Genomic DNA, 25,500 nt, shown 5'->3' with positions numbered 1-25,500 from the left:
TATTCTAGCGGATGGCCGCTGCCTGCCGAGGGGGCCGACTCCGCCGGGCATGGCTTTGCGCGGTGTCACCGATGGCTGCGACGTCACGTCGCTATAATCCAGCCATGACTGGCCTTGCTGCACCGGCGCGCCGCGCCGCCACATCCTATATGTCCTCGACTCCTTCCTCCCGCTTCCAGATTGCCGTCGTCGGCGGTGGCATCGTCGGCAAGGCCTGCGCGCTGTTGCTGGCCCAGCAGGGCATGCAGGTGGCGCTGGTGGCGCCACGCCCGGCAGGCAATACGGCCCATGCTGGCGAGGATGACTGGGACAGCCGGATCTACGCGTTCTCGGCCAGCTCGCAGGCGCTGCTGGAGCGCCTGCGCGTGTGGGAGGCACTGGACCCGGCGCGCGTACAACCGGTGCGCGACATGCGCATCTGTGGTGACGTCAGTGCTGCCGAGACCAGCCCCTCTCCGCACGGCGACCTCCATTTCTCGGCGTATGCCGCCGCGGTGCCGCAATTGGCCTGGATCATCGAATCCGGTCATGTGGAGCGCGTGCTCGATACCGCGCTGCGCTTCCAGCATCAGGTGCAGTGGTTCGACGATACAGCCGAGGCGCTCGATCGCGATCTCGACGGCGTCACGCTGACGCTAGCCAGCGGTGTGCACGTGCGGGCGAATTGCCTGGTGGGCGCGGACGGCGCCCGGTCGTGGGTACGCCAGCAATGCCATATCGCCACCACGCAGCGGCGCTATCGCCAGCTCGGCGTGGTAGCCAACTTCCGCTGCGAACTGCCCCATCAGGAAACCGCATGGCAGTGGTTCCTCGGTGCTCCGGAAAAGCTGATGGCCGACGAGGAGCCCGCCAACGGCGAGATCCTGGCGATGCTGCCGCTGCCCGGCAACCGGGTATCGATGGTCTGGTCCGCCGATGAAGCGCACGCCCGGGAACTGGTGGCACTGACGCCCGAGGCACTCGCCGCCACCGTGGCACAGGTCGCCAGCGGCGCCGTGGGTGCGCGCTTTGGCACACTCCGCGCCATTACCCCCGCGCAAGGCTTTCCGCTGGTGCTGCAACGCGCCGAGCAGTTCGTCCAGCCGCATGTGGCGCTGGTGGGCGATGCCGCACATGTGGTGCATCCGCTGGCCGGGCAGGGCATGAATCTGGGATTGCGCGATGTCGCGGAACTCGGGCGCGTGATGGCCGACAAAGAATCGTTCCGTCCCGAGGGCGACCTGCGCCTGCTGCGCCGCTACGAACGCGCACGCGCCACGGACCTGCTTTCGCTGACCGCCGCGACCGACGGATTGCACCGGTTGTTCTCGCTGCCGGGATCCCCGGCGCGCGTGGTACGCAACGCTGGCATGCGCGCCGTGGGCAGCCAGGGACTGCTCAAGCGGTTTCTGATTGGCCGCGCGCTGGGGTGACGGGCTTCGTGCCCACGGCAACGTTCGACGAACCACCGAAAAAGCTCGCGCCGGCGCACTGACCGGCACATCGATACCTGGAGTCAACATGTTTCAACTATTCCGCCGCCGTTCCACCGGCTTCACCGCGATTGCCGCCCTGGCAAGCGGCGTGGCGTTGGCCGGATATGCCCTGCACGCGATGGCCGCGGACGAGCCGGGCACCGATCGCATCAAGGCATCGATTCAGAAGATGCTGGGTAACCGCGCCGAGGTGAAGAGCGTGACCAAGGCGCCGGTGCCTGGCCTGTACGAAGTCAACGTCAGCGGCCAGATCGTCTACACCGACGCCAGCGGCCGCTACATCCTCAACGGCGAGTTGATCGATACCAAGACCAACACCAATCTGACCGAAGAGCGACTGGCCGAGCTCAACAAGATTAAGTGGTCGGACCTGCCGCTGGCGCGCGCCATCAAGTGGACCAAGGGCGATGGCAGCCGTACCGTGGCCGTGTTCTCGGACCCGAACTGCGGCTATTGCAAGAAGATCGAGCAGACCTTCCAGCAGATGGACAACATCACGGTCTACACCTTCCTCTACCCGGTGCTGTCGCCGGATTCGGCGGTCAAGGCCAAGCAGGTCTGGTGCTCCACGGACCGTACCAAGGTCTGGCGCGACTGGATGCTCAGCCACGTGTCGCTGGTGGGCAACGGCGGCTGCAAGACGCCGATCGACGATAACCTGGCGCTCGGCCAGAGCCTGAACATCACCGGCACGCCCGCCGTCTTCTTCATGGACGGTTCGCGTATCCCGGGGGCCGCCGATGTGGCCACGCTGGAGCGCAAGCTCGCAAGTCTCAAAAAGTAGTCGCGGCGCCGGACCTGACCCGGCTGTCTGAAGCGGCCGGCACAGTCCGGCCGCTTTGCATTTCCGGTATCCCAAACACTTCCGTCACAAGACAAGACCGCGCCGGCGCGGCGCCCCCAAGGAGACATCATGACCTTCCAGGCTTTGTTACTGACCCAGGCGGATGGCAAGACGCAGGCCGAAATCGCCGGGCTTGACGAAAACCAGCTGCCCGCCGATGGCAACGTGCTGGTGGCCGTGGACTATTCCACCATCAACTTCAAGGACGGGCTGGCGATCACCGGTCGTTCACCGGTGGTGCGCAAATGGCCGATGGTGGCCGGCATCGACGGCGCCGGCACGGTACTCGACTCCGGCGACCCGCGCTGGAAAACCGGGGACCGCGTGGTGCTGAATGGCTTCGGCGTGGGCGAGACCCACTGGGGCTGCCTGGCGCAGCGGGCGCGGCTCAAGGGCGAATGGCTGGTCAGGCTGCCCGATGCGTTCACGACCCGTCAGGCGATGGCGATCGGCACGGCGGGATATACGGCGATGCTGTCGGTGCTGGCGCTGGAGCGCGGCGGCATGAAAGGACCCGTGCGCCCCGGCGATGGCGATGTGCTGGTGACCGGCGCGTCGGGCGGCGTCGGATCGGTGGCCATCGCCATCCTGTCCAAACTCGGCTATCGCGTGACGGCGTCCACCGGCAAGACGTCGGAGGCAGACTTCCTGCGGGCGCTGGGCGCAGCCGAAGTCATCGACCGCGCCGAACTGGGCGCTCCGGGCAAGCCGCTGCAAAAGGAGCGTTGGGCCGCCGTGATCGATTCGGTGGGCTCCCATACGCTGGTCAACGCCTGCGCCCAGGTGCGCTATGGCGGCGTGGTGACCGCATGCGGGCTGGCGCAGGGCATGGACTTTCCGGCATCCGTGGCGCCGTTCATCCTGCGTGGCGTGACGCTGGCAGGCGTCGACAGTGTGCAGGCGCCCATGTCGCTGCGCGAGACCGCGTGGAAGCGGCTGGCTCAGGATCTGGCACCGGACCGGCTGCAGGCCATCACGCGCGAGATCAGGCTGGCGGAGGCCATCGACGCGGGGCGGATGATTGTCGAAGGGGGAATGCGCGGGCGTGTGGTGGTCGATGTGAACGGTTGATGCCGCGCGGCCGGCTGCGCTGCCGCGCGCGCGATCGTGCGATGGAACTCGCCGGTCGCGCCATCCGGTGTCCCCGACGGCACCGGGACGTGACGCTACAATCGTGACCATGACTTCGATCCGCTACGCCATCGCCCCGCTTCATCTCGAAGCCCACGTGTTTGCCGTCACCGTGACGGTGGACATGCCCGATCCCGCCGGCCAGGTCTTCACGCTGCCCGCGTGGATCCCGGGCAGCTACATGATCCGCGACTTCGCACGCAATATCGTTCGCATCCGTGCCGATGCGGGCGGCAGGCAAGTGCCGCTGACCAAGCTGGACAAGCAAAGCTGGCAGGCCGAGCCCATCGGCGCCGAAGACGGCCCGCTGGTGCTCAGCTACGAGGTCTACGCGTGGGACTTGTCCGTGCGCAGCGCGCACCTGGATACCACGCACGGCTTCTACAACGGCAGCTCGGTGTTCCTGCGCGTGGAAGGCCAGGACCACCTGCCTTGCACCGTCGACATTCATGCCCCGGCAGGCGCCGCCTATGCCGACTGGCGCGTGGCCACCGCGCTGCCCGAAGCTCGCGGCCCCGGCGGCGCGCGTCGCTACGGCTTCGGCCGCTACCAGGCTTCGGATTACGACGAGCTGATCGATCATCCCGTGGAAATGGGCACGTTCGCGCTGGCCAGCTTCCGTGCCTGCGGCACCCAGCACGATGTGGTCTTCACGGGCCGCGTCCCGCAACTCGACCTGCGGCGCATCTGCCGTGACCTGAAGCAGATCTGCGAAGCGCAGATCCGCATGTTCGAGCCGCGTACGGCGCGCGCACCGTTCCTCGACAGCAACCGCCGCTACGTCTTCATGACGATGGTCACGACCGATGGCTACGGCGGCCTGGAGCACCGCGCCAGCACGGCGCTGATGTGCGCGCGCGGCGACCTGCCGGCGCGTGGCGATAGCGAGACCAGCGAGGGATATCGCACATTTCTGGGGCTGTGCAGCCACGAATATTTCCACACGTGGAACGTCAAGCGGATCAAGCCGGCGGCGTTCGTGCCATACAAGTTGGCGCAGGAAACCTACACGCCGCTGCTGTGGCTGTTCGAAGGATTCACCAGTTACTACGACGATCTGATCCTGGCCCGCACCGGGCTGGTGACGGAGGCGCAGTACGTCGAGATGCTGGCCAAGACCTGGAACGGCGTACTGCGCGGCAATGGCCGCACGAAGCAGAGCGTGGCCGACAGCGCCTTCGATGCATGGACGAAGTACTACCGGCAGGACGAGAACGCGCCGAACGCGATCGTCAGCTATTACACCAAGGGTTCGCTGGTGGCGCTGGCGCTGGATCTCACTATCCGCGAGAAGACGCGGGGCCGCAAGTCGCTGGATGACATCATGCGTGCGCTGTGGCAGCGCTACGGGCGCGACTTCTATGCGCCGGGCGCGAAGCAGCGTGGCGTGACCGAAGCCGAGGTCCATGCGCTGTTCGACGAGGTCACCGGGCTGCGGCTGGGATCGCTGTTGCGGGCGCTGACCGAGGGCACGGGCGAGATCGGCCTGGTGCCGCTGTTCCGCGCGTTCGGCATCAAGGCCGAAGTGCAGAAACCGGCGGCCGGCGCCGCGCTTGGCATCAAGACCCGCACCGAGGATGGCTGGGTGCGCGTGAGCCAGGTGCTGGACGGCGGCGCGGGCCAGGCGGCGGGTGTGTCGGCGGGAGACCTGCTGGTGGCGCTCGATGGTCTGCGGCTGGCCCCGGGCCAGCTCGACAAGCTGCTGGCGCGCTATCGGCCGGGCGATCGGGCCGAGCTGCACGTGTTCCGCCGTGACGAGCTGCAGGTGCTGCCCGTCACGCTGGCGCGCGAGCCGGCCGTGCAGTACAAGGTGTCCGTGGAGTCCGGCAAGCATGCGGCCCGCGTACGCTGGCTGGGTCACTAAGCTGTCCCATGGAATACGCGCACGATCCTCGTACGTTTCTTTACTCGCACTACCTCTACCGTGGCCTGCGGTCGGCCACGGGCGTGATTGGCGCGACGCTGGTGGCGATGCAGTTCATGGACCTGCCCAGCGCGATGGTGGTGTCGATGGGCGCGCTCTGCACCAGCCTGATGGACCTGCCGAGCCCGCTGAACCACAAGTTCAACGAGATGCTGGCCAGCGTGCTGCTGTGCACGGCGGTCACCGGCGTGGTGGCGCTGGCCACGCCGTTTCCGCGCGTGATGCCGCTGGTGCTGGTGCTGGTCACGTTCCTGGCCGGCATGATGACGGTCTACGGCAACAAGACGATGCCACTGCAGTTCTCGGCCTTGTTCGTCATGACGTTGACGGTCAACGAGGACTTCGTCGTGCGCAAGGCACTGGCGCACGCGGCGCTGTTCGGCGGCGGGGCCCTGGCCTACATGGCCTACGCCATGGTGGTCAGCTGGGTCATGGAGCGGCGTACCCGGCAGCAGATCCTGGCCGAATCGCTCTACGAGATGGCTCGCTACCTCGAGATCAAGGCCGCCTTCTACGACGCCGGCACGGACTACGAGGAACAGTTCAACCAGCTCGTGCGCCAGCAGATCGTGGTGGCGGAACGCCAGCAGGCGGCGCGCGACCTGGTCCTGCGCGGCAACAAAACGAAACGTGACGGCCTGCTGGTGCAGACCCACCTGCGGATGCTCGATCTCTACGAGTACATCCTGTCCACCAACACCGACTACCCCCTGCTGCGCCAGACCTTCGGCGGCACGCCGGTGCTGGATGCGCTGCGCCGGCTGGTGCTGGGCATGTGCAAGGACGTGGAGGAAATTGCCTACGACGTCACGCGCGGCAAGCCGTCGTACAGCGCCTACGACTACGGCCCCGACCTGCGCGTGGTGGAGCGCGAGATTGCGCAGTTGCGACACCATCACGTGTCGCCCGCGGCGATGACCGCGCTGTCCGATACGCTGGACATGATTCGCGGCGCGGCCACGCTGGTCGGACAGTTGCACGAGGCGTCGCGCACGCCCGTGGAGCCGGCGCAGGTATTGCCGGGGGTGGACATGACGCCGTTCCTGACGCGCCAGAAGTACGAACTGGACGTGGTGCGCGACAACCTCCACTGGCGGTCCCCGGCCTTCCGCTTCTCGCTGCGGATCACGATGGCGGTGGCGGTGGGTCTCTGGATCGGCGAGCACCTGCCGTACGCCTCGCACGGCTACTGGATCCTGCTGACGATCATCGTCATCCTGAAGCCCAACTACAGCATGACCAAGCAGCGGTACAACGACCGCCTGATCGGTACGCTGATTGGCTGCATCATCAGCGTGGTCGTGCTGCGCTTCATCCACGATCCGCTGCTGCTGCTGGGCGTGCTGTTCGCGGCGCTGGTGGCCAGCGCGACGTTCTCGACAATCAAGTACCGCTACACGGCGATTGCGGCCTGCGTGCAGGTGCTGATCCAGATCAACCTGCTGATGCCCGGCAGCCAGACCGTGGTGGGTGAGCGGCTGATCGACACGGTCATCGGCGGCGTCATCGCGTCGATCTTCAGCTTTGTGCTGCCCAGCTGGGAATACCGCGCGATTCCCAAGCTGGTAGGCAACGTGCTGCAGGCCAACCGCCGCTATATCGCCGCCACGCGGGACTTGCTGTTGCGACGCGCGAAGGATGATTTTGCCTATCGCGTCCAGCGCAAGCAGTTCATGGACGCCTTGTCGGCGTTGATTGGCGCGTTCCAGCGGATGCTGGACGAGCCGCGCAGCCGGCATCGCGCGGTGGATAACCTGAACCGGTTCATCGTGCAGAACTACCTGGTTGCCGCCCACGTGGCCGCCGCGCGCATCCACGTGCGGCAGCACTACGGCGAGCTGGATATCCCGGCGGCGGAGGCGGCGATCGAGCAGGCGACCGACGCGGCCCTGCGCAGCCTGACGCTGGCCAGCGAGCGTCTGGCCGGCGAGGAAAGGCATGGCCCGCGCGGCGCGGGTTTCATCCGCACGCCGGCCGAGACCGCGGTGGCCGGCGTCGGGCTGGTGCATCAGAGCGGCGTGCCCGAACCCGCGCTGGCGGCTGTCGGGCCGAATGTGGGGGCGAGCGGGGGAGCAAGCGTGGGAGTATCCGAAGGCGGCGCGGCCCCGGCAAGGGCCATCGATCCGGTGCCCGGGGCGGCGGCCGGATCGATGGCCGGATCGCTGGCAGTGAGCGATCGCGATGCCGATGACGCCAGCGATCGCCGCGCCCGTATCGCCGATTCGGCCGACCGCCGCAAGGCGGACGTGCTGGTGCAGGCGGCGGCGGCCGGCGAGATCGGTGCCAACGATCCGTTGCAGAAATCCCCGCGCGCCGAATCCACCGCCAGCTCAACCGGCCGTGTCGCGAACGCGGTGCTGGAGCGTCGCCTGCGCGCTTTGCGTGAGGACGCCGCGAAGATCGCGCTGCGGACCGGCGCGATTGGCCGTGCGATGCGGATGGGCGTCTAGCTGCCTGCGCTGTCCTCTTTGTCCTCTTTGTCCTCTTTGTCCGCTTTGTCCGCTTCGTCCGTTTCTTCCCTATGGGGCCGGCGGTCGTCTTCCACCGCGATCTCCGGCGCCGGCAACGTCAGCATCCCGCTGTTGTAGGAATACGCGTAGACCTCGCCGTAGCGGCCCCAGCCGATGGCGATGGTCAGCACGCGCTTCGCTTCGTCCGGCTTCAGGTACGCCTCCAGTTCACGCAGCACCGCTTCCTCGCCGACCTCGCCATCGACGCTGGTCTGCAGTTCATGGCGGATGTGGGCGGCCAGCGCCACGTGCATCAGCAATTGCTTGCCGAACAGCACCTTGCGCTCGGGCGGCTCGGTCTCGTAGTAGGCGCGGCCCAGCGGCGTGGCGGTGATGTCGCCGCGCTCGATCGTGGCCAGCCCCAGCAGTTGCAGTGCTTCGCAGGCGGGCAGCAGTTCGTCGTCGGTCAGGCCGGCTTCGTTGGCCAGGTGCGGCAGGTCGGCACGGCCGAAGAACGGCGACTCGTGCAGCAGGTCCAGGATGGCCTCCATCTGGCTGATATCGGCATCCGGCAGCCGGTAGCCGATCTGCTGTGCCGCCGCCATCGCCGGCACGCGCGGGCCGAGCGTCACAGGCGAAGTCATCAGCGTATAGACCTCGTCGATCAGCGCACGCACCTGCGCGTCGTCACGGTTGCGCGGACGCGGGAACGGCACGCGCACCTCGGCCCGCACGCGGCCCGGATCGCTCGACAGGATTACGATCCGGTCCGCCATCATCACCGCTTCCTCGATGTTGTGGGACACAATCAGAATGCTCTTGATGTTGGCGCGGCCCGAGGCCCACAGTTCGAGCATTTCGTCGCGCAGCGTTTCCCCGGTCAGCACGTCCAGCGCGGAGAAGGCTTCGTCCATCAGCAGGAGATCGGGCTCGGTCACCAGTGCCCGCGCGATGCCTACGCGCTGGCGCATGCCGCCCGAAAGCTCGCGGGGCAGGGCGCCGTTGAAGCCCGACAGCCCGATCATGTCGATCGCGGCCTCGGCGCGGCGGGCGCGTTCGCCGCGCGCCACCCCCTGTGCCTCCAGCCCCAGTTCGACGTTCTGCTGCACCGTCAGCCACGGAAACAGCGCGAATGACTGGAACACCATGGCGATGCCCTCGGCGGTGCCGGCCAGCCGGCTGCCGCGGAAGCGGACTTCGCCGCGGTCCGCACCGACCAGCCCGGCCATGATGCGCAGCAGGGTGGATTTTCCCGAGCCCGATTTGCCGAGCATGGCGACAATCTCGCCTTCGCGCAGGGTCAGGTCGACGCCCTCCAGCACCGCGCGGTCCGTGTGGTCGGCGGTGCGGAAGATCTTGCCGACATTGCGCAGCTCGATCACGGGCGCGGCGGCGGGGGAATGATTGTCGTGCAGTGCCATCGCGGATTCTTCAGAGACGGGTGCGCGCCTGCGCGAGGTCATAGAGGCGGTTCCAGAGCAGCCGGTTGAATCCGACCACGAACAGGGCCATCACGCAGATGCCCAGCGCGATGCGCGGGAAGTCACCGCGCGCGGTCATTTCGGCGATATAGCTGCCCAGCCCGGTCGCCACCAGCGTGCGGTCGCCCCAGGTCACGTATTCGGACACGATACTCGCGTTCCAGGAGCCGCCCGCCGCCGTCACGAGGCCGGTCAGCAGGCTGGGGAACACGGCCGGTATCAGGAAGCGGCGCCAGAGCAGCCAGCCTTTCAGGCCGAAGTTGCGCGCGGCCAGCCGCAGTTCCGTGGGAATGCCGGACGCCCCGGCCACCACGTTGAACAGGATGTACCACTGCGTACCGAAGATCATCAGCGGGCTCAGCCAGATTTCGGGATTCAGGCCCAGTTTGACGATGGCCATCACGGCCAGCGGGAACATCAAGTTGGCCGGGAAGGCCGCCAGGAACTGGGCTACCGGCTGGGCAACGCGGGCCACGGCGGGATTCAGGCCGATACGGATGCCCACCGGCACCCAGACCAGCGCGGCCAGCGCGATCAGCACGATCACCCGGATCATCGTCAGCGCGCCGAGCCACAGCACGCGTGCCGCCTCGGCCCAGCCGACTTCGCTATGCACGAAGTGGATGACGCGATACAGCGCCAGCACGGCGATGGCGATGATCACCGCGTCGCGCAGCCGGTCGATCCACGGCGCGAAGCGCGCGGGCGCCGCCGGAATGGCCACCATGCCGCGGTGCCTGGCGCTCCAGGCCAGCGTACGGCCGCCCAGCCCGGCCGCCCACTTCAGCAGCGCGTGCACCCAGGCCGAACGGCGCAACAGGTTCAGCAGCCACGATTGTGGCGCGTCGTCCTGCGCCAGGGTCTCAAAGCGGAAGCGATCGGCCCACGCCACCAGCGGGCGAAACAGGAGCTGGTCGTACAGGACGATGCCGAAGAGCATCGCCACGATGGCCCAGCCGATTGCCGCCAGGTCCTGTTGCTGGATCGCCAGCGCAATATACGAACCGATGCCGGGCAGCCGGATGTCATGGCCGGATACCGAAATCGCTTCCGATGCGACCACGAAGAACCAGCCGCCAGACATCGACATCATCATGTTCCACAACAGGCCCGGCATGGCGTAAGGCACTTCCAGCCGCCAGAAGCGCTGCCAGGGAGAGAGCCGGAACATCGACGCCGCTTCCAGCAGGTCACCCGGGATCGTGCGGAATGACTGGTAGAGGCTGAAGGCCATGTTCCAGGCCTGCGAGGTAAAGATCGCGAAGATCGCCGCGCATTCCACGCCGGCGAGGTTGCCGGGGAACAGCGCGATAAAGCCTGTGACCGTGATCGACAGAAAGCCCAGTACGGGGATGGACTGGAGGATGTCCAGCGCAGGCACCATCACCTTTTCCGCCGTGCGACTGCGCGAGGCCAGCGCGGCAAAGGCAAAGGAAAATAATAGCGACGCGGCCAGCGCGGCCAGCATGCGGATGCTGGTGCGCATCAGGTAGTAGGGCAGCCACGCCACATCGAGGTGGACGGCCAGTGCTTCGCCGGGTTGGTACGGCACGTCCATCTGCCGCGCCGCATAGGCGACGATGACGATGACAGCCAGGATGATCGGCAGCAGCGCGAAGTCGAACCGATTGGGCGGCGCGGTCAGCAACTGGCCGACGTAGCCGGGCGCCGGCGCGGACTTGGCGGAGAATTCGGGCGTTGGCGGCATGGCGGCGGTCTCGGTCTGCGAACAGGGATGGAGCGCGGGATGCCTGCTGCGGCACAATTCCGTGAATCGCCCACCTAGGTAACGTCTGGAGGTCCTAGGGAGTTTACCTAGGCTGCATGAGAATGATGACGATCGAACAAGGAGCTTTCCATGGCACCGGCCAATGACGCGAATGAAGCCAATGAAACCTGGCGCCTGCTGGCGCACGGCCGCGTGCAGGGCGTGGGCTATCGCGCGGCCTGCGCGGATCGAGCGACGGCACTTGGCCTGAGTGGCTGGGTCCGCAACCGGGCCGGCGGAACCGTGGAGGTGATGGCCTGCGGCGCGCCTCGAAAGCTGCAGGCGCTGCTCGCCTGGATGGCGTCCGGGCCGCCCGCGGCGCGGGTGACGAATGTGGACGTTTCCCCGGGGGAGGGAACGTTCGAAGGATTCAGCTTGCAGCCCACGGCCTGACCGGTTGCGGCGGGCAGGTCAGGTGGGCTGAGCGGCGGCGCTCGGCGCGGTGCGTGGGTCGGTGGGCTCTGCCTATATGCCCGACTAGCCGCGTGCAGACTCGCCGCTTGCTGGCTGACGTCTGGCCAGTCAGGCCGACAGCCAGTCGATACCGGTACGTCCGTGACGCGCCAGCCAATCGTTGGCCTGGCGGAAATGCCCGCAGCCCAGGAAGCCCCGGTGTGCCGACAGCGGCGACGGATGCGGTGCTTCCAGCACGCAGTGCGACTGGCCTTCCAGCAGCGCGCGCTTGGCCTGCGCGTGGCTGCCCCAGAGCAGGAAGACCAGGTTCGGCCGCGCGACGGCCAGCGCATGGATCAGGCAGTCGGTCACGGCTTCCCAGCCGCGCCGCGCATGACTGGCCGCCTGCCCTTGTTCCACCGTCAGCACGGTATTCAGCAGCAGAACACCCTGCCGCGCCCAACCTTCCAGGTTGCCGGAAGCGCGGGTCGGCTCGGCGCCATATTCGGCACCGATCTCCTTGAAAATATTGCGCAGGCTCGGCGGCACCTTGACGCCGTCCGGGACGGAAAAGGCCAGTCCGTGCGCTTGCGGGATCTCCACGCCGCCGACCGCCCCGGTGCCGTGATACGGGTCCTGGCCGAGAATGACGACCTTGACCGTGTCGGGCGGCGTCAGGTGCAGGGCGTGGAACACCGCGTGCGGAAATACCGGCTTGCCGGCCGCGCGCTCGCCGTCAACAAAGGCAGCCAGTGCCCCCCAGGCGGGGTTGCCCAGGCACGGCGCCAGCAGTTCGCGCCAGGCGGCGGGCAGGGCGTCCACCTGTGCTTGCAGGCTGGCGATGGTCGGGACGGGCGTGGCGCTCGTGACGAGGGTGGCGGGCGCGGCGGTGGCGAACAGGTCAGCTTGCATGCGGAATGAGAAAAGTCGCGGAACTCCCGCGACATGCGGGAGGCAGGCAGTATTACAGAAGCTGGCCGCCTGTCAGGCGATATCCACGCGCGGCCTTGCTGAGGTCGGATGGCGTGAGCGGCGCGACGTGTGCAAGCCGACGCCCGAAAGCGCGCAGCGCGGCTTCGACCCGGACGTTGGCGCTATCGGCAGTCTGATCGCTGGTCTTTGCGTTGGCCCGATCCTTCGCGCCGCCGTCGGCCTTGGCATGAATGGGCGACTCATTGGCGGGCAGGTCACCGGGTAGCCATTCGAGCTCCAGTTCCTGGATGTGCTCGGACTTGTCCGTCCCGGGCGCCGTGATGGTGCCCGTATCGAGCGCGGCTTCAATGCACACGCCGTCCTGCTCGACGATCCATATCCGGCGGACGAAGTCGGTCCGGAACACCGGGGCGAGCTTGCCCGCGAGCGGCGCGAGCACCTTGCGGGCCTCGTCGGGAAAACGTGCGAGATCGAGAGCCTGGCCGACCACCTCGGTTTCCCATTCATGCCGGGAAGCCAGACCGCCAGCGCTGCTGCCCGCCGTCTTCAGGGTTTGCAGCCACTGCGCGCCCTTCTTGCGCAGTCGCAGCGCGGCGCGGGCTCGCGCCAGGTCGCGGTCGGGCGTGTCGAGATAGACGTTGAGCAACGTGGTTTCGCCGCGCGGCTGACCGTTGGCGTCCAGCCATGCCGCGACGGCCGCCAGTGCCGCATCGGGCACGGCCAGCTTCAGTTCGATTTCACGTGCCATGGTCCGGGCTCTGATGATCAGGCAAACAGCCGCGCCAGCTCCACGCCCGGATCGGGTGCGCGCATGAAGGCCTCGCCGACGAGGAATGCATTGACGTTGGCGTCCCGCATGCGTTTTACGTCGGACGGGCCGAGGATGCCCGATTCGGTCACCACCAGGCGATCCGCCGGCATGCCGTGCAGCAGGTCCAGCGTGTTGTCGAGCGAGACCTCGAACGTGCGAAGGTTGCGATTGTTCACGCCCACCAGCGGCGTTTTCAGACGCAGCGCGTGGTCGAGCTCGTCGGCGCCGTGCACTTCCACCAGCACATCCATGCCGAGTTCGAGCGCGCAGGACTCCAGGTCTCCCATCAGGCCAGGATCCAGCGCCGCCACGATCAGCAAAATGCAGTCGGCCCCCCACGTGCGGGCTTCGTAGACCTGGTACAGGTCCATCATGAAGTCCTTGCGCAGCGCGGGCAGCGGGCAGGCGCCGCGCGCGCGCTTCAGGTAATCCGCGTGGCCCTGGAAGAAGTTCACGTCGGTCAGCACCGACAGGCAGGCCGCGCCATGACTGGCGTAGGTCTCCGCGATGGCTTCGGGCACGAAGTTCTCGCGCAGCACGCCCTTGGAGGGCGACGCTTTCTTGACCTCGGCGATCACGGCGGCGTGTCCGGCCGCGATCTTGCCGCGCAGTGAGCGCTCAAAACCGCGCGGGGCCAGCCCGGGTTCGTGACGCAGGCTTTCGGCTTCCGCGCGCAGGCTCGTCAGGTCGCGCTTCTTGCGTGCGGCGGCCACTTCGTCGGCCTTCACGGCCAGGATCTTTTGCAGGATGTCGGACATGGCGTTTACTTGAATTGCTGCGTGGCGCGCACGAACTGGTCGAGCTTCTCGCGCGCGGCCCCGCTGGCGATGGCCTCGCGCGCACGGCGGATGCCATCTTCGATCGAACCGGCGACATTGGCGGCGTACAACGCGGCCCCGGCGTTCAGCGACACGATCTCGCGCGGCGTACCGGGCACGTCGGTCAGCGCTTCGAGCAGCATCTCCTTCGACTCCGCCGCATCGGCCACCTTCAGGCCGCGATTGGAAATCATCGACAGGCCGAAATCTTCCGGATGGATCTCGTACTCGCGGACCTCGCCGTCCTTGAGTTCGCCCACCAGCGTGGCGGCGCCCAGCGAGACCTCGTCCATGCCGTCCTTGCCATAGACCACCAGCGCGTGCTTTGCGCCGAGGCGCTGCATCACGCGTACCTGAATGCCAACCAGATCCGGGTGGAATACACCCATCAGGATGTTAGGCGCGTCTGCAGGGTTGGTCAGCGGGCCCAGGATGTTGAAGATCGTGCGGACGCCCATTTCCTTGCGGATCGGCGCCACATTCTTCATGGCGGGGTGGTGCGTCGGCGCGAACATGAAGCCGATGCCGGTCGCCTCGATGCATTGGCCTACCTGTTCAGGCGACAGCATGATGTTCACGCCAAGGGCTTCCAGCACATCGGCGCTGCCCGACTTGGACGACACCCCACGGTTGCCGTGCTTGGCGATCTTCGCGCCCGCCGCGGCCGCGACGAACATCGACGCCGTGGAGATATTGAATGTGTGAGAGCCGTCGCCGCCCGTGCCGACGATATCGACGAAGTTCTCGCGATCGGTCACGGCCACCTTGTTGGCGAACTCGCGCATCACCTGCGCCGCCGCGGAAATCTCGCCAATGGTCTCTTTCTTGACGCGCAGGCCGGTCAGGATGGCGGCCGCCATCACGGGAGAGATCTGCGCCTGCATGATTTGCCGCATCAGGTGCAGCATTTCGTCATGAAAAATCTCGCGGTGTTCGATGCAGCGCGTCAGCGCTTCCTGCGGCGTGATGGACATGGCGGATTCTTGGGTTTCGTGGGCGATGGGGGCGGGCGCGAGCGTCGAGGGGTCGAGCCGCTTCATCGTGGTGCCTTGATGAAATTGGCCAGCAGCGCATGGCCGTGCTCGGACAGGATCGATTCCGGGTGAAACTGTACGCCCTCCACGGCCAGCGTCTTGTGCCGCACCCCCATGATCTCGCCATCCGGCGTCCAGGCGGTGACTTCCAGGCAGTCCGGCAGCGTCTCGCGCTCGATTGCCAGCGAATGATAGCGCGTCACGTCGAAGTGCCTGGGCAGCCCGGCGAACACGCCTTCCTGCGTGGTTTCGATCGTGCTCACCTTGCCGTGCATGACCTGCTTGGCGCGGATCACCTTGCCGCCAAAGGCTTCGCCGATGGCCTGGTGGCCCAGGCACACGCCCAGCAGCGGCACCTTGCCGGCGAAGTGCTGCAGCACGGCTACCGAGATGCCCGCTTCGCGCGGGCTGCACGGGCCCGGCGAGACGCAGATGTGGTCGGGCTTCAGGGCTTCGATCTCTTCGATCGTGATCTCGTCGTTGCGGTAGGTCCGCACGTTGGCGCCCAGTTCGCCGAAGTACTGCACCAGGTTGTAAGTAAACGAGTCGTAGTTGTCGATCATCAGCAGCATGGTCGCTTCTCCATTTCCTGGGGTCAGAGGTCGGCGTCCAGGCCGTCCTGGACTTGCTCGGCGGCGCGGATCACGGCGCGCGCCTTGGCCTCGGTTTCCTTCCATTCGGATTCGGGGTCGGAGTCCGCGACGATGCCGGCTGCCGCCTGCACATAGAGATTGCCGTCCTTGATGATGCCGGTGCGGATGGCGATCGCCAGATCCATCTCGCCACCAAACGACAGGTAGCCCACCGCACCGCCGTAGATGCCGCGCTTGCGCGGCTCCAGCTCGTCGATGATTTCCATCGCGCGGACCTTGGGCGCGCCGGACAGGGTGCCGGCCGGGAAGGTGGCGCGCAGCACGTCCAGGTTGCTCATGCCTTCGCGCAGCGTGCCTTCGACGGAACTGACGATGTGTTGCACGTGGGAGTACTTCTCGATGACCATCTTGTCGGTGACCTTGACCGAGCCGGTCTCGGCGATGCGGCCGATGTCGTTGCGTGCCAGGTCGATCAGCATCACGTGCTCCGCGATCTCCTTGGGATCATGGAGCAGTTCCGTGGCCAGCTGGGCGTCGCGTTCCGGCGTGCTGCCACGCGGGCGCGTCCCGGCCAGCGGGCGGATGGTCACGATATGGGCGTTCTGCGTGTCGCCGTTGGCTTCGCCGCCCTTGCCGACCTTGCGGGTTTCCTGCCGCACAAGGATCTCGGGGGAAGCGCCCACCACCTGGAAATCGCCGAAGTTGTAGAAGTACATGTACGGCGACGGGTTCAGCGATCGCAGCGCGCGGTACAGCGACAGCGGGGAGTCGCGGTAGGGCTTCATCAGGCGCTGGCCGATCTGCACCTGCATCATGTCGCCAGCCATGATGTATTCCTTGGCCTTGTGCACCGCAGCCAGGTAGTCCGGCTTGTTGAATTCGCGATAGACCTCGGTCTGCACGGAAGGGCTGGTCACCGGCACATCCACCGGCTGGCGCAGCTTCATGCGCAGGTCGCGCAGGCGCTGGCGGGCGCGGGGGTAGGCCTCGGGCGTGGTCGGGTCGGCGTAGACGATCAGGTAGAGCTTGCCGGACAGGTTGTCGATGACGGCCAGCTCTTCGCACAGCAGCAGCTGGATGTCGGGCAGGCCAAGGTCGTCGGGCTTCTGCGTATCGGCCAGCTTCTTTTCGATGTAGCGCACCGCGTCGTAGCCGAAGTAGCCGGCCAGGCCGCCGCAGAATCGGGGCAGGCCCGGGCGCAACGCCACCTTGAAGCGCTTTTCGAACTCGGCGATGAAGTCGAGCGGGTTGCCTTCGTGGGTTTCCACGATCTTGCCGTCGGTGACGACCTCGGTACGCTGGCCGTAGGCGCGGATCAGCGTGCGGGCATGCAGTCCGATGAAGGAGTAGCGGCCAAAGCGCTCGCCACCCACCACCGATTCCAGCAGGAAGGTGTTCACGCCGCGCGTCTGCGACTGGGCCAGCTTGAGATACAGCGACAGCGGCGTTTCCAGGTCGGCCAGCGCCTCGGCGATGATCGGAATGCGGTTGTAGCCCTGGTCGGCCAGCGATTTGAATTCCAGTTCGGTCATGTCGATCCTCTTCTTGCAGCGCCCGCCGGTCGGTAGGTGGGGCGGCGCCGCGATGTCGGCAGGGGAGGGCTGGAGAAGTACGGCAACCCGCCCCGGGGGCGGACCGTGGTGCAAACGACTTGGGCACAAGCGCGCACACGGCCGGGGTGGCGTGCGGCGCGTTCTTGAGCTAACCGTAGCACAGGAAAAACCGGCCACGGCGCTGGCGGAGGGATCTGCTTGGGAAGCCGGTACTCAGACCGGTCCGGCGGAGCTTGAAGGGGGAGGAGGAAACCCTGCAGAAAGACTGAGGAAATCCGGGACACGCCCCGGCAAGCCCGTCAGGAGACTCGCGAACGCACTTTACGCCTGTTCAGAGGCGCGCCAGCGACGCCAGGGCCAGGCCTGCCGATCACTGCCAGAAAAGATGCGTTTGCGGTTGAGGAACATTGAATGTGTTCAGCGTTGATTTGACCGGTGTGCGGCAAGAAGCGCCGCGGCACGGGCAATGTCGGCGACTATACCATCGGCGTCGACGCCTTGTACAGGGTTGCCATGGTTGTAGCCATAGGGCACAAGCAGCACTCCCATGCCCGCCGCGCGTGCCGCCTGGGCATCGTTTTCCGAGTCGCCGATGGCCAGCACGGCGCCCGGGTCCAGGTGGAAGGCGTCCGCCACCTTGAGCAGCGGGAAGGGGTCGGGTTTGCGCAGGGGGAAGGCGTCGCCGCCGTAGACCAGCTCGAAGTACTGCGCCAGCCCTGTCTTGGCCAGTAGCGGTTCCGTGAAATTCCACGGCTTGTTCGTCACGCAGGCCATGCGCAGGCCAGCCGAGCGCAGCGCCGCCAGTCCTTCTCGCACATTGGGATAGACCGTGGAGAACTGGCCGTTGATGCGCACGTACTCGCGGTCATAGAGCGCGTAGGCATCGGCGAACAGGCCGTTGGCGTGCAGTGGCGAGAACCGCGCGTCCAGCACGCGGCGGATCAGGTTCTCCGAACCCTTGCCGACAAAGCTGACGATCTCCTGCGCGGTCATCGGCTCCACCGGACCCAGGTTCGGATGCCGGTGGACCAGCGCCAGCAGCATGGCGTTGACGGCGGCGTGGAAATCGCCGGCGGTATCGACCATGGTGCCGTCAAGGTCGACGATCACCGCCTGGATGCCGCTCCAGTCCGTGCGGCGCAGGATTTCGAGACTCATCGTATTGACCCGCCCGGTTACTTGCCGACCTTGGCCAGTTCCCCGCGCAGGGCGCCGAGAATGCCGTGGTATCCGCCATCGGCGTCGGGTTTGCCGAACACGGCGGAGCCGGCCACGAAGGTATCGGCGCCGGCGGCGGCGATTTCAGCGATGTTGTCCACCTTCACGCCACCGTCGACCTCCAGCAGGATCTGGCGGCCGGTGCGGGCCGTGTACTCATCGATGCGCTTGCGCACGGCGCGCAACTTGTTGAGCGTCTCGGGGATGAACGACTGGCCGCCGAAGCCCGGGTTGACGGACATCAGCAGCACCACGTCCAGGCGATCCATCACGTGGTCCATGTGGTGCAGCGGCGTGGCCGGGTTGAACACCAGGCCGGCCTGGCAGCCGTTGTCGCGGATCAGCGCGAGCGAGCGATCAATATGGTCGCTGGCCTCGGGGTGGAAGGTGATGATATTGGCGCCGGCCTTGGCGAAGTCCGGAATGATGCGGTCCACCGGGCGGACCATCAGGTGCACGTCGATGGGCGCCGTCACGTGCGGGCGGATGGCCTCGCAGACCAGCGGGCCCACCGTCAGGTTGGGCACGTAGTGGTTATCCATCACATCGAAGTGGATCCAGTCGGCGCCGGCTTCGGTCACGCGGCGGACCTCCTCGCCCAGGCGGGCAAAGTCGGCGGACAGGATGGACGGGGCGATGCGGTAGGTCGGCGTGCTCATGGTCGTGGGTCTTGGCGTGGCAGCGGCAGGGCCTGCGGGCCGACCCCGGATTGGCGCCGGGGCTGGCGTCGGGCTGCCCCGGACAGGGGTGGCCGGGGTGCCTGCTGTATGGAATGGCGCGTATTTTACGCCGGACGGGCCGAGAGGCGCCCGCCTTCCTCCGGAGAACGCCGCTTGCCGCTGTCAAGGGCTTGCCGCACAATGCGGACACCTCGGCCGCGGCACCCCGCCGCTGGCCGGTTTGCTGTTCTTCCTGACCCGTCGACCCATGAGCGAGTACGCTTTTTCCGTGGCTGTACGCACCCAGTACCTGCCGGACCAGTCGGACCCCGAGCGCGGGCGCTATGCGTTTGCCTACACCATGACCATCCATAACACCGGCGAAGTGGCCGCACAGCTGATCTCGCGGCATTGGATCATCACGGACAGCGACAACAGTGCGCAGGAAGTGGCCGGACTCGGCGTGGTGGGCCACCAGCCACTGCTCAAGCCGGGCGAGCACTTCGAATACACGAGCTGGGCGACCATCTCCACCCCGGTGGGGTCGATGAAGGGCGAGTACTTCTGCGTGGCCGAAGATGGCCATCGCTTCGAGGTGCCGATCCCCGAATTCGCACTGGTGCTACCGCGCATGCTGCATTGAGCGATGCAGGGCGCTCCGGGAACCTAGCCGTTGGACGGGGTGTCTGCGTCTTTCGACGCGTCGGTGGCTCGGGAGGCATGGTCCTTCGGCGCGCGGGTCGGCCGCGGATGCTTCCGGGCGGTGCTCATCGTCCAGACCACGATGAAGATCAGCAGGAACAGCGCCACCCCGGCTTCTGCCGCGAGCAGCAACGCGGGATGGTCTTCGAAGAACTGGCTCATCTCCGTCTCGATAGGTGAGGGACGCCGGTTGTGCCGGCCGATTGCGAGGGGCGCGGCGCGTTGCGCACGCACCGGACAGGGTTGAGATTGTAGGACATGCGTGCAGTCGTAAACCGGCACGCCATGCGAAGAACGAACAAGATGGCATATCAGGCTTCCTCCGGCGCGGTTGCACGCGCCTCCTTCCCGACTGCCGGCGCTCCGTGGCGTGGCTGGCTGGCACTTGCCGGCGCCGCGGTGCTGCTGGCCGGCTGCATGAGCGGCCCGCCACCACGCGTCGAGGGGCCGGGCGGGACGACCGGCGGCACCACGGCGCCGCCGGGCTCCAGCGCCGCAGGCCGCCTGCAGCCGGCGAACTGGGCTGACATCGGCGGCTGGAGTCAGGACGACGTCCGTGCCGCCTGGCCGGCGCTTCAGGCCAGCTGCCAGGCGCTGAAGAAGCGTGCCGAGTGGAATCGCGTGTGCACGATCGGCCTGCTCGTCGATGCCGGCGACCTTGGCGCCATGCGGGAATACTTTGAATCGAATTTCCAGCCGTATCGCGTGGTCAACGGCGATGGCACCGATAGTGGCCTGATCACTGGCTACTACGAGCCGATTCTGCATGGATCGCGCACGCGCCAGGGTCCGTACCAGGTTCCCCTGTATCGTCGCCCGCCCCAGTTGGGCAAGGGGGCGTTGCCGCCGCGCGCCGAATTGCTGCAGAACCCGGCCATGCGCGGCAACGAAGTGGTGTGGGTCGATGACGCGGTGGAGGCCGCTTTCCTGCAGATCCAGGGCTCAGGACGCATTCGGCTGGCGGATGGCACCGTGATGCGCGTCGGATATGGCGGCACCAATGACCAGCCATTCCGCTCGTTCGGCAAATGGCTGCTCGATCGCGGCGAGATCACACCTGTTCAGGCCACGATGCAGGGCATCAAGGCCTGGGCGCGCGCCAACCCGGCCCGCGTGGATGAGATGCTCAACGTGAATCCGCGCTTCGTTTTCTTCCGTGAACTACCGCCGACCAATGAAGGTCCGGTCGGCGCGCTGGGTGTGCCGCTCACGGCGGAGCGTTCCATCGCCGTGGATCCGGCGACGATTCCGCTGGGAGTGCCGGTGTTCCTCTCCACCACGCGCCCACTGTCGACGGAACCGATCCAGCGGCTCATGTTTGCGCAGGACACGGGATCGGCGATCAAGGGCGGCGTGCGGGCGGACTTCTTCTGGGGCGCCGGCGATGCCGCCGGCGAAACAGCCGGCCGCATGAAACAGGGTGGCCGGATGTGGGTGTTGATGCCGCGCAGCTAGGCGGCACGTCGGGAAGGGGTTTCCGTCCCCTCCCTCACACCATTCCTGGCTAGCGCGGCCGGTGATCGACGATCCGCCGGGCCTTGCCCACCGAACGCTCCACACCGCCTTCCGGCAGGATCTCGATGCCGGCCGTGACGCCGATATACGCCTTGATGTCGTGTGCCAGCCCGGCTTGGGCCTTTCCGGCGATCGACGGGTCAGCGCCGTGCGCGCACTCGACCCGCACAGTCAAGGTATCGAGCGGACCTTCCTTCTCGAGCACGCACTGATAGTGTGGCGCCAGTTCGGCATGCTTGAGGATCAGTTCCTCGATCTGTGACGGGAAGACGTTCACGCCGCGCACGATCATCATGTCGTCAGTCCGGCCCGTGATCTTCTCCATGCGACGGAATGCGGCGCGCGCCGTGCCGGGCAGCAGCCGCGTCAGATCGCGCGTCCGATAGCGGACCACGGGCATGGCTTCCTTGGTCAGAGACGTGAAGACCAACTCCCCGAATTCGCCGTCGGGCAGCACCTCGCCGGTATCCGGATCGATGATCTCGGGATAGAAGTGGTCCTCCCAAATCGTCGGGCCGTCCTTGGTTTCGGCGCATTCGTTGGCCACGCCGGGGCCCATCACCTCGGACAGGCCGTAGATATCCACAGCCGAAATTCCCATGCGTTTCTCGATCGCGAGTCGCATTTCGGGCGTCCACGGCTCGGCGCCGAAAATGCCGATCTTCAGCGAGGTCGACGCGGGGTCGATCCCCTGACGCTCGAATTCATCGGCGATCGCCAGCATGTAGCTGGGCGTGATCATGATGATCTCCGGCTTGAAGTCCTGGATCAGCTGCACCTGACGCTCGGTCTGGCCGCCGCCAAACGGAATCGCGGTCAGACCGGCCTTCTCCACCCCGTAGTGCGCGCCCAGGCCACCCGTGAACAGGCCATAGCCATAGCTCACGTGGACTTTGTCGCCGCGCCGGGCGCCCGATGCGCGGATCGACCGGGCCATGACGGTCGCCCAGGTTTCAATGTCACGCAGCGTGTATCCGACCACGGTGGGTTTGCCGGTGGTGCCCGACGACGCATGGATGCGTGCGATCCGGTCCTGCGGCACCGCGAACATGCCGAACGGATAGTTGTCGCGAAGGTCCTTTTTGGTCGTGAACGGAAAGCGCGCCAGATCGGCCAGTGACTGCAGCTGGTCGGGATGGACGCCAGCTTCGTCAAACTTGCGCCGATAGACCGGCGAATGCTCGTAGGCGTGGCGAAGCGACCATTTCAGTCGGTCCAGTTGCAGGGCCAGGAGCTCCTGCCGACTGGCAGTCTCGATCGGCTCCAGGGGCAGATCGGTGAGGCGCGTACTCATGTTGTCTCCACGTTCTCGGAAGGGATGCGCTACGTTGGCGCTGGGTGCTGGCGTCAGGCGTCAGGCGTGACTGGCCGGTGGCACGACGTGCCCCTTGATCTGCGCCGACTTGCCGCGGAACATCGCCACAGGCTCTCCGGCCCGATTGGTCACGCGGATGTCGTAGATGCCATGGCGCCCGGACAGGATCTGTTCCGTCGCCTCGGCGGTCAGGACATCGCCGCCATGGACGGGGCGCAGGAACTCGATCGAACATCCGGCGGCCACGGTGTTGATGTTGTGGCTGTTGCAGGCAAAGGCAAAGCTGGAGTCCGCCAGCGTGAACATCAGCCCGCCGTGGCAGATACCGTGGCCGTTCAGGAATTCCGGGCGGACGGGCATCGACAGTCGTGCATAGCCGGGCCGCACGGCTTCCACGACGATGCCCAGCCAGCGGCTGCACGCATCGGTGTCATACATGGCGGCGGCGGCCGCCTCGGCAAGCGCCTGGGGATCTTGGGTCAAGCGGGTCTCCTGGGGTGCGGAGCCGGGATGTCCGGCTCCCGATGCGGCTATTGACCGGTGAAGCGGGGCGCGCGCTTTTCCAGGAAGGCATTCACGCCCTCCATATAGTCATGCGACTGCCCGAGAGCCTTCTGCAGATCGCGTTCGAGGTCCAGTTGTGCGTCAAATGTCTGGGTTGCACTGGCGTGCATCGCCTGCTTGATGGCTGCCAATGCTCGCGTCGGCTGGGCGGCAAGGTGAGTGGCCAGTGCCATCGCTTGCTCCGCCAGAAGCGGGTCGTCCATCGCCTCCCATATCAGGCCCCACTTCTCGGCCTCGTCGGCCGAGAGCTTGTCGCCGGTCATTGCCAGACCGAGCGCCCGCGCCATGCCCAGCCGCTTGGGTAGCAGCCAGGTCCCCCCCGAGTCCGGTACGAGACCAATTTTCACAAACGCCTGGATGAAGCTGGCCGAGCGCGCGGCGAGCACCATGTCGCAAGCGAGAGCCAGATTGGCGCCAGCGCCGGCGGCCGTACCGTTGACGGCGGCAATCACGGGCAACGGCATCGCCTGCAGGCGGCGTACCAGCGGGTTGAAGTAAGTGTCGATAAGCTCGCCCAGATCGGTGGCATGGCCAGGTGTGAAATCGAGGTCGGCCAGATCCTGCCCGGCGCAGAAGCCGCGACCCGCGCCTGTCAGCAGCAGCGCACGGGCGCCGCCGGCTTCCACATGGTCCAGCGCCTTGGCCAGCGCCAGGTGCATTTCACGGGTGAAACTGTTGAGCTTGTCGGGGCGGTTAAGCGTGACGACGGCGACATCGCCCTGCCAGCGCAGCAGGATAGGACCGGAATCGAGGCTCGCCCGCGTAGCGGGTCGTGCGTTGGTTGGGGGCATGGTTGTCTCCTGCGCCATATTGTTGTCCGGCTCTGGTGGGTGGGCTTGACGTCACCGCGAACGCCCGGGGCATTGTAGTCAACCGGATTCGCATTCAAGCTACGTTGGAGTTTAAATTAACCGACCAGTCGGTCGGAAAATAGTAGTGGTACTGTCAGCCGGGCGCAAGAGGCTGCCGCTGTCTTGACCGTGGCGGTGGCCCCGCGCGAGTATCGTGCCGCTGGCAACAATGCAGACCCCTTTTATCGTAAGGAGCAGACATGTCGTACGAGAACATCCTGGTGGAGACGCGCGGCCGCGTGGGCCTGGTGACGTTGAATCGCCCGAAAGCCCTGAACGCGCTCAATGATGCCCTGATGGACGAACTGGGCGCGGCACTCACGGCCTTCGACCAGGACGAAGATATTGGATGCATTGTCATCACTGGCAGCGAGCGCGCGTTCGCGGCGGGTGCGGATATCGGCATGATGGCCGGTTACTCCTTTATGGATGTCTACAAGGGCGACTACATCACCCGCAACTGGGAAACCATCCGCCGCATTCGCAAGCCGGTCATTGCGGCTGTGGCTGGTTATGCCCTCGGCGGCGGCTCCGAACTGGCCATGATGTGCGATATCGTCATTGCTGCAGACAGCGCCAAGTTTGGCCAACCCGAGGTCAAGCTCGGCACCATGCCTGGCGCCGGTGGCACCCAGCGGCTGCCCCGTGCAGTGTCCAAGGCCAAAGCCATGGACTTGTGCCTGACCGCTCGCATGATGGATGCCGACGAAGCGGAGCGCGCCGGACTGGTCTCTCGCGTCGTACCGGCCGAGAAATTGCTCGATGAGGCGTTCTCCGCGGCCGATGCCATTGCCAGCTATTCATTACCCGTGGTCATGATGATCAAGGAATCGGTCAATGCTGCCTATGAGACGACTCTGAATGAGGGGGTCCGTTTCGAGCGCCGTCTATTCCATGCGACCTTCGCTACAGAGGATCAGAAGGAAGGGATGGCCGCATTTGTGGAGAAACGGGCACCCAAATTCCAGCACCGCTGAAAACTTGATTAGGGAATACCCGAGGAGAGCGGAGGGGTATTCAAAATGGCAGCGATTTATTTTGAGATCACTTTCCCTTTCCGATCAACAAGTTGACGAGGTTATTCACAGGGCCTCGACATGCTTGCATGACAAGCTTGTTGCAAAGCCTCAGAAACACGCCTACTATTCGTCCCCTCGCAACACAAACCGCCGCTGCAAGGCAGCACTGGCAAGGGTTGCGGGGTGGATGGGGGGTTGGGGTCGCGAAGGAATGCGGCGCTGACCGAAGCGAAAAAAACTTCGCTGCCCTGTTGACGAAACGCAGGTTGTTCTTCATAATCTCGTTTCTCTGCTGCTGACGCAAACGACGCAGCGACGCAGACGGCAAAGCCGGATGCGCAAGTTCTTTAACAACCAAACAACCGATAAGTGTGGGCGCTTGATGGCGAACGCGCCGAAGGCTTCGGTCTTCGGAATGCTTCAAAAGTTATCAGTGCTCGCACAGTAAA

Annotated in this window: 23 protein-coding genes; 9 read left to right on the top strand and 14 right to left on the bottom strand. The window is 66.1% G+C overall.

Annotated elements, in window-relative coordinates; translation table 11 throughout:
• Window positions 1–104: 104 nt before the first annotated feature.
• From BLR29_RS25915 to BLR29_RS25895, 5 genes are all read left to right on the top strand, one after another.
• Entirely contained in the window at window positions 105–1,412 is a 1,308-nt protein-coding gene (locus BLR29_RS25915) for a UbiH/UbiF family hydroxylase (RefSeq protein WP_092141037.1), read from the top strand.
• 88 nt (window positions 1,413–1,500) lie between these two features.
• Complete coding sequence (locus BLR29_RS25910; RefSeq protein ID WP_092141035.1) at window positions 1,501–2,259, top strand: DsbC family protein; 759 nt, start codon at window positions 1,501–1,503, stop codon at window positions 2,257–2,259.
• A gap of 129 nt (window positions 2,260–2,388) precedes the next feature.
• A complete protein-coding gene (locus BLR29_RS25905) occupies window positions 2,389–3,390 on the top strand; it encodes an acrylyl-CoA reductase (NADPH) (RefSeq protein WP_092141033.1) in 1,002 nt (333 codons plus the stop codon).
• Window positions 3,391–3,499: 109 nt separating this feature from the next.
• Complete coding sequence (locus BLR29_RS25900) at window positions 3,500–5,314, top strand: M61 family metallopeptidase (RefSeq protein WP_092141031.1); 1,815 nt, start codon at window positions 3,500–3,502, stop codon at window positions 5,312–5,314.
• 8 nt (window positions 5,315–5,322) lie between these two features.
• The gene (locus tag BLR29_RS25895) at window positions 5,323–7,824 is read left to right on the top strand and encodes an FUSC family protein (protein WP_092141029.1); all 2,502 of its coding nucleotides are present in this window, start codon (window positions 5,323–5,325) and stop codon (window positions 7,822–7,824) included.
• Here BLR29_RS25895 and BLR29_RS25890 read toward each other — a convergent pair.
• Complete coding sequence (locus BLR29_RS25890; protein WP_092141264.1) at window positions 7,821–9,245, bottom strand: ABC transporter ATP-binding protein; 1,425 nt, start codon at window positions 9,243–9,245, stop codon at window positions 7,821–7,823. The two genes, BLR29_RS25895 and BLR29_RS25890, sit on opposite strands and share 4 nt — an antisense overlap.
• A gap of 10 nt (window positions 9,246–9,255) precedes the next feature.
• Window positions 9,256–11,013 carry an ABC transporter permease gene (locus BLR29_RS25885; protein WP_092141027.1) on the bottom strand — a complete coding sequence of 586 codons (1,758 nt, stop codon included), beginning with the start codon at window positions 11,011–11,013 and terminating at the stop codon, window positions 9,256–9,258.
• 150 nt (window positions 11,014–11,163) lie between these two features.
• On the opposite strand from BLR29_RS25885, the gene BLR29_RS25880 reads away from it, so the two are divergent.
• Window positions 11,164–11,466 carry an acylphosphatase gene (locus BLR29_RS25880; protein ID WP_092141025.1) on the top strand — a complete coding sequence of 101 codons (303 nt, stop codon included), beginning with the start codon at window positions 11,164–11,166 and terminating at the stop codon, window positions 11,464–11,466.
• A gap of 129 nt (window positions 11,467–11,595) precedes the next feature.
• Here BLR29_RS25880 and BLR29_RS25875 read toward each other — a convergent pair whose 3' ends face one another.
• The 8 genes from BLR29_RS25875 to rpe all read right to left on the bottom strand — a co-directional run bounded on the left by BLR29_RS25875 (window position 11,596) and on the right by rpe (window position 19,085).
• Window positions 11,596–12,378 (bottom strand): uracil-DNA glycosylase, encoded by a 783-nt coding sequence (locus BLR29_RS25875; protein ID WP_092141023.1) that lies wholly within the window; start codon window positions 12,376–12,378, stop codon window positions 11,596–11,598.
• Between the two features lie 52 nt (window positions 12,379–12,430).
• Window positions 12,431–13,147 carry a CYTH domain-containing protein gene (locus BLR29_RS25870; RefSeq protein ID WP_092141021.1) on the bottom strand — a complete coding sequence of 239 codons (717 nt, stop codon included), beginning with the start codon at window positions 13,145–13,147 and terminating at the stop codon, window positions 12,431–12,433.
• A gap of 17 nt (window positions 13,148–13,164) precedes the next feature.
• Window positions 13,165–13,968, bottom strand: coding sequence for an indole-3-glycerol phosphate synthase TrpC (trpC, locus tag BLR29_RS25865; RefSeq protein WP_092141019.1), 804 nt, complete (start codon window positions 13,966–13,968; stop codon window positions 13,165–13,167).
• A gap of 5 nt (window positions 13,969–13,973) precedes the next feature.
• The gene (gene trpD / locus BLR29_RS25860; protein ID WP_092141261.1) at window positions 13,974–15,002 is read right to left on the bottom strand and encodes an anthranilate phosphoribosyltransferase; all 1,029 of its coding nucleotides are present in this window, start codon (window positions 15,000–15,002) and stop codon (window positions 13,974–13,976) included.
• 62 nt (window positions 15,003–15,064) lie between these two features.
• The gene (locus tag BLR29_RS25855; protein ID WP_092141017.1) at window positions 15,065–15,634 is read right to left on the bottom strand and encodes an aminodeoxychorismate/anthranilate synthase component II; all 570 of its coding nucleotides are present in this window, start codon (window positions 15,632–15,634) and stop codon (window positions 15,065–15,067) included.
• A gap of 23 nt (window positions 15,635–15,657) precedes the next feature.
• Entirely contained in the window at window positions 15,658–17,187 is a 1,530-nt protein-coding gene (trpE, locus tag BLR29_RS25850; RefSeq protein WP_092141015.1) for an anthranilate synthase component I, read from the bottom strand.
• A gap of 438 nt (window positions 17,188–17,625) precedes the next feature.
• Window positions 17,626–18,366 (bottom strand): phosphoglycolate phosphatase, encoded by a 741-nt coding sequence (gph, locus tag BLR29_RS25845; RefSeq protein ID WP_092141013.1) that lies wholly within the window; start codon window positions 18,364–18,366, stop codon window positions 17,626–17,628.
• Window positions 18,367–18,383: 17 nt separating this feature from the next.
• Complete coding sequence (gene rpe / locus BLR29_RS25840; protein ID WP_092141011.1) at window positions 18,384–19,085, bottom strand: ribulose-phosphate 3-epimerase; 702 nt, start codon at window positions 19,083–19,085, stop codon at window positions 18,384–18,386.
• Window positions 19,086–19,353: 268 nt separating this feature from the next.
• Here rpe and apaG point away from each other — a divergent pair, with 268 nt between their 5' ends.
• Window positions 19,354–19,728: a Co2+/Mg2+ efflux protein ApaG gene (gene apaG, locus BLR29_RS25835; protein WP_092141258.1), complete on the top strand. Its 375-nt coding sequence runs from the start codon at window positions 19,354–19,356 to the stop codon at window positions 19,726–19,728.
• A 23-nt stretch (window positions 19,729–19,751) separates the two neighbouring features.
• On the opposite strand, the gene BLR29_RS25830 is transcribed toward apaG, so the two are convergent.
• Window positions 19,752–19,949: a hypothetical protein gene (locus BLR29_RS25830; RefSeq protein WP_092141009.1), complete on the bottom strand. Its 198-nt coding sequence runs from the start codon at window positions 19,947–19,949 to the stop codon at window positions 19,752–19,754.
• 96 nt (window positions 19,950–20,045) lie between these two features.
• On the opposite strand from BLR29_RS25830, the gene BLR29_RS25825 reads away from it, so the two are divergent.
• On the top strand, window positions 20,046–21,242 hold the full coding sequence (locus BLR29_RS25825) for a murein transglycosylase A (RefSeq protein ID WP_369804710.1): 1,197 nt from the start codon (window positions 20,046–20,048) through the stop codon (window positions 21,240–21,242).
• 49 nt (window positions 21,243–21,291) lie between these two features.
• Here BLR29_RS25825 and paaK read toward each other — a convergent pair whose 3' ends face one another.
• The 3 genes from paaK to paaG are packed head-to-tail and all read right to left on the bottom strand — an operon-like array spanning window position 21,292 to window position 23,990.
• Window positions 21,292–22,596, bottom strand: coding sequence for a phenylacetate--CoA ligase PaaK (paaK, locus tag BLR29_RS25820; protein WP_092141005.1), 1,305 nt, complete (start codon window positions 22,594–22,596; stop codon window positions 21,292–21,294).
• A gap of 60 nt (window positions 22,597–22,656) precedes the next feature.
• Window positions 22,657–23,100, bottom strand: coding sequence for a hydroxyphenylacetyl-CoA thioesterase PaaI (gene paaI, locus BLR29_RS25815; RefSeq protein WP_092141003.1), 444 nt, complete (start codon window positions 23,098–23,100; stop codon window positions 22,657–22,659).
• 47 nt (window positions 23,101–23,147) lie between these two features.
• Window positions 23,148–23,990, bottom strand: coding sequence for a 2-(1,2-epoxy-1,2-dihydrophenyl)acetyl-CoA isomerase PaaG (gene paaG / locus BLR29_RS25810; RefSeq protein ID WP_092141001.1), 843 nt, complete (start codon window positions 23,988–23,990; stop codon window positions 23,148–23,150).
• Between the two features lie 242 nt (window positions 23,991–24,232).
• Here paaG and BLR29_RS25805 point away from each other — a divergent pair, with 242 nt between their 5' ends.
• Entirely contained in the window at window positions 24,233–25,009 is a 777-nt protein-coding gene (locus BLR29_RS25805) for an enoyl-CoA hydratase (RefSeq protein WP_092140999.1), read from the top strand.
• Window positions 25,010–25,500: the final 491 nt, after the last annotated feature.

The sequence above is a fragment of the Cupriavidus sp. YR651 genome (assembly GCF_900101625.1).
Taxonomy (GTDB): domain Bacteria; phylum Pseudomonadota; class Gammaproteobacteria; order Burkholderiales; family Burkholderiaceae; genus Cupriavidus.
This window is presented reverse-complemented; position numbering and strand designations above follow the sequence as displayed.

Coding starts and splice junctions, on each gene's coding strand:
- BLR29_RS25915 (WP_092141037.1), top strand. CDS start 105: ATGACTGGCCTTGCTGCACCGGCGCGCCGCGCCGCCACATCCTATATG.
- BLR29_RS25910 (WP_092141035.1), top strand. CDS start 1,501: ATGTTTCAACTATTCCGCCGCCGTTCCACCGGCTTCACCGCGATTGCC.
- BLR29_RS25905 (WP_092141033.1), top strand. CDS start 2,389: ATGACCTTCCAGGCTTTGTTACTGACCCAGGCGGATGGCAAGACGCAG.
- BLR29_RS25900 (WP_092141031.1), top strand. CDS start 3,500: ATGACTTCGATCCGCTACGCCATCGCCCCGCTTCATCTCGAAGCCCAC.
- BLR29_RS25895 (WP_092141029.1), top strand. CDS start 5,323: ATGGAATACGCGCACGATCCTCGTACGTTTCTTTACTCGCACTACCTC.
- BLR29_RS25890 (WP_092141264.1), bottom strand. CDS start 9,245: ATGGCACTGCACGACAATCATTCCCCCGCCGCCGCGCCCGTGATCGAG.
- BLR29_RS25885 (WP_092141027.1), bottom strand. CDS start 11,013: ATGCCGCCAACGCCCGAATTCTCCGCCAAGTCCGCGCCGGCGCCCGGC.
- BLR29_RS25880 (WP_092141025.1), top strand. CDS start 11,164: ATGGCACCGGCCAATGACGCGAATGAAGCCAATGAAACCTGGCGCCTG.
- BLR29_RS25875 (WP_092141023.1), bottom strand. CDS start 12,378: ATGCAAGCTGACCTGTTCGCCACCGCCGCGCCCGCCACCCTCGTCACG.
- BLR29_RS25870 (WP_092141021.1), bottom strand. CDS start 13,147: ATGGCACGTGAAATCGAACTGAAGCTGGCCGTGCCCGATGCGGCACTG.
- trpC (WP_092141019.1), bottom strand. CDS start 13,968: ATGTCCGACATCCTGCAAAAGATCCTGGCCGTGAAGGCCGACGAAGTG.
- trpD (WP_092141261.1), bottom strand. CDS start 15,002: ATGTCCATCACGCCGCAGGAAGCGCTGACGCGCTGCATCGAACACCGC.
- BLR29_RS25855 (WP_092141017.1), bottom strand. CDS start 15,634: ATGCTGCTGATGATCGACAACTACGACTCGTTTACTTACAACCTGGTG.
- trpE (WP_092141015.1), bottom strand. CDS start 17,187: ATGACCGAACTGGAATTCAAATCGCTGGCCGACCAGGGCTACAACCGC.
- gph (WP_092141013.1), bottom strand. CDS start 18,366: ATGAGTCTCGAAATCCTGCGCCGCACGGACTGGAGCGGCATCCAGGCG.
- rpe (WP_092141011.1), bottom strand. CDS start 19,085: ATGAGCACGCCGACCTACCGCATCGCCCCGTCCATCCTGTCCGCCGAC.
- apaG (WP_092141258.1), top strand. CDS start 19,354: ATGAGCGAGTACGCTTTTTCCGTGGCTGTACGCACCCAGTACCTGCCG.
- BLR29_RS25830 (WP_092141009.1), bottom strand. CDS start 19,949: ATGAGCCAGTTCTTCGAAGACCATCCCGCGTTGCTGCTCGCGGCAGAA.
- BLR29_RS25825 (WP_369804710.1), top strand. CDS start 20,046: ATGCGTGCAGTCGTAAACCGGCACGCCATGCGAAGAACGAACAAGATG.
- paaK (WP_092141005.1), bottom strand. CDS start 22,596: ATGAGTACGCGCCTCACCGATCTGCCCCTGGAGCCGATCGAGACTGCC.
- paaG (WP_092141001.1), bottom strand. CDS start 23,990: ATGGCGCAGGAGACAACCATGCCCCCAACCAACGCACGACCCGCTACG.
- BLR29_RS25805 (WP_092140999.1), top strand. CDS start 24,233: ATGTCGTACGAGAACATCCTGGTGGAGACGCGCGGCCGCGTGGGCCTG.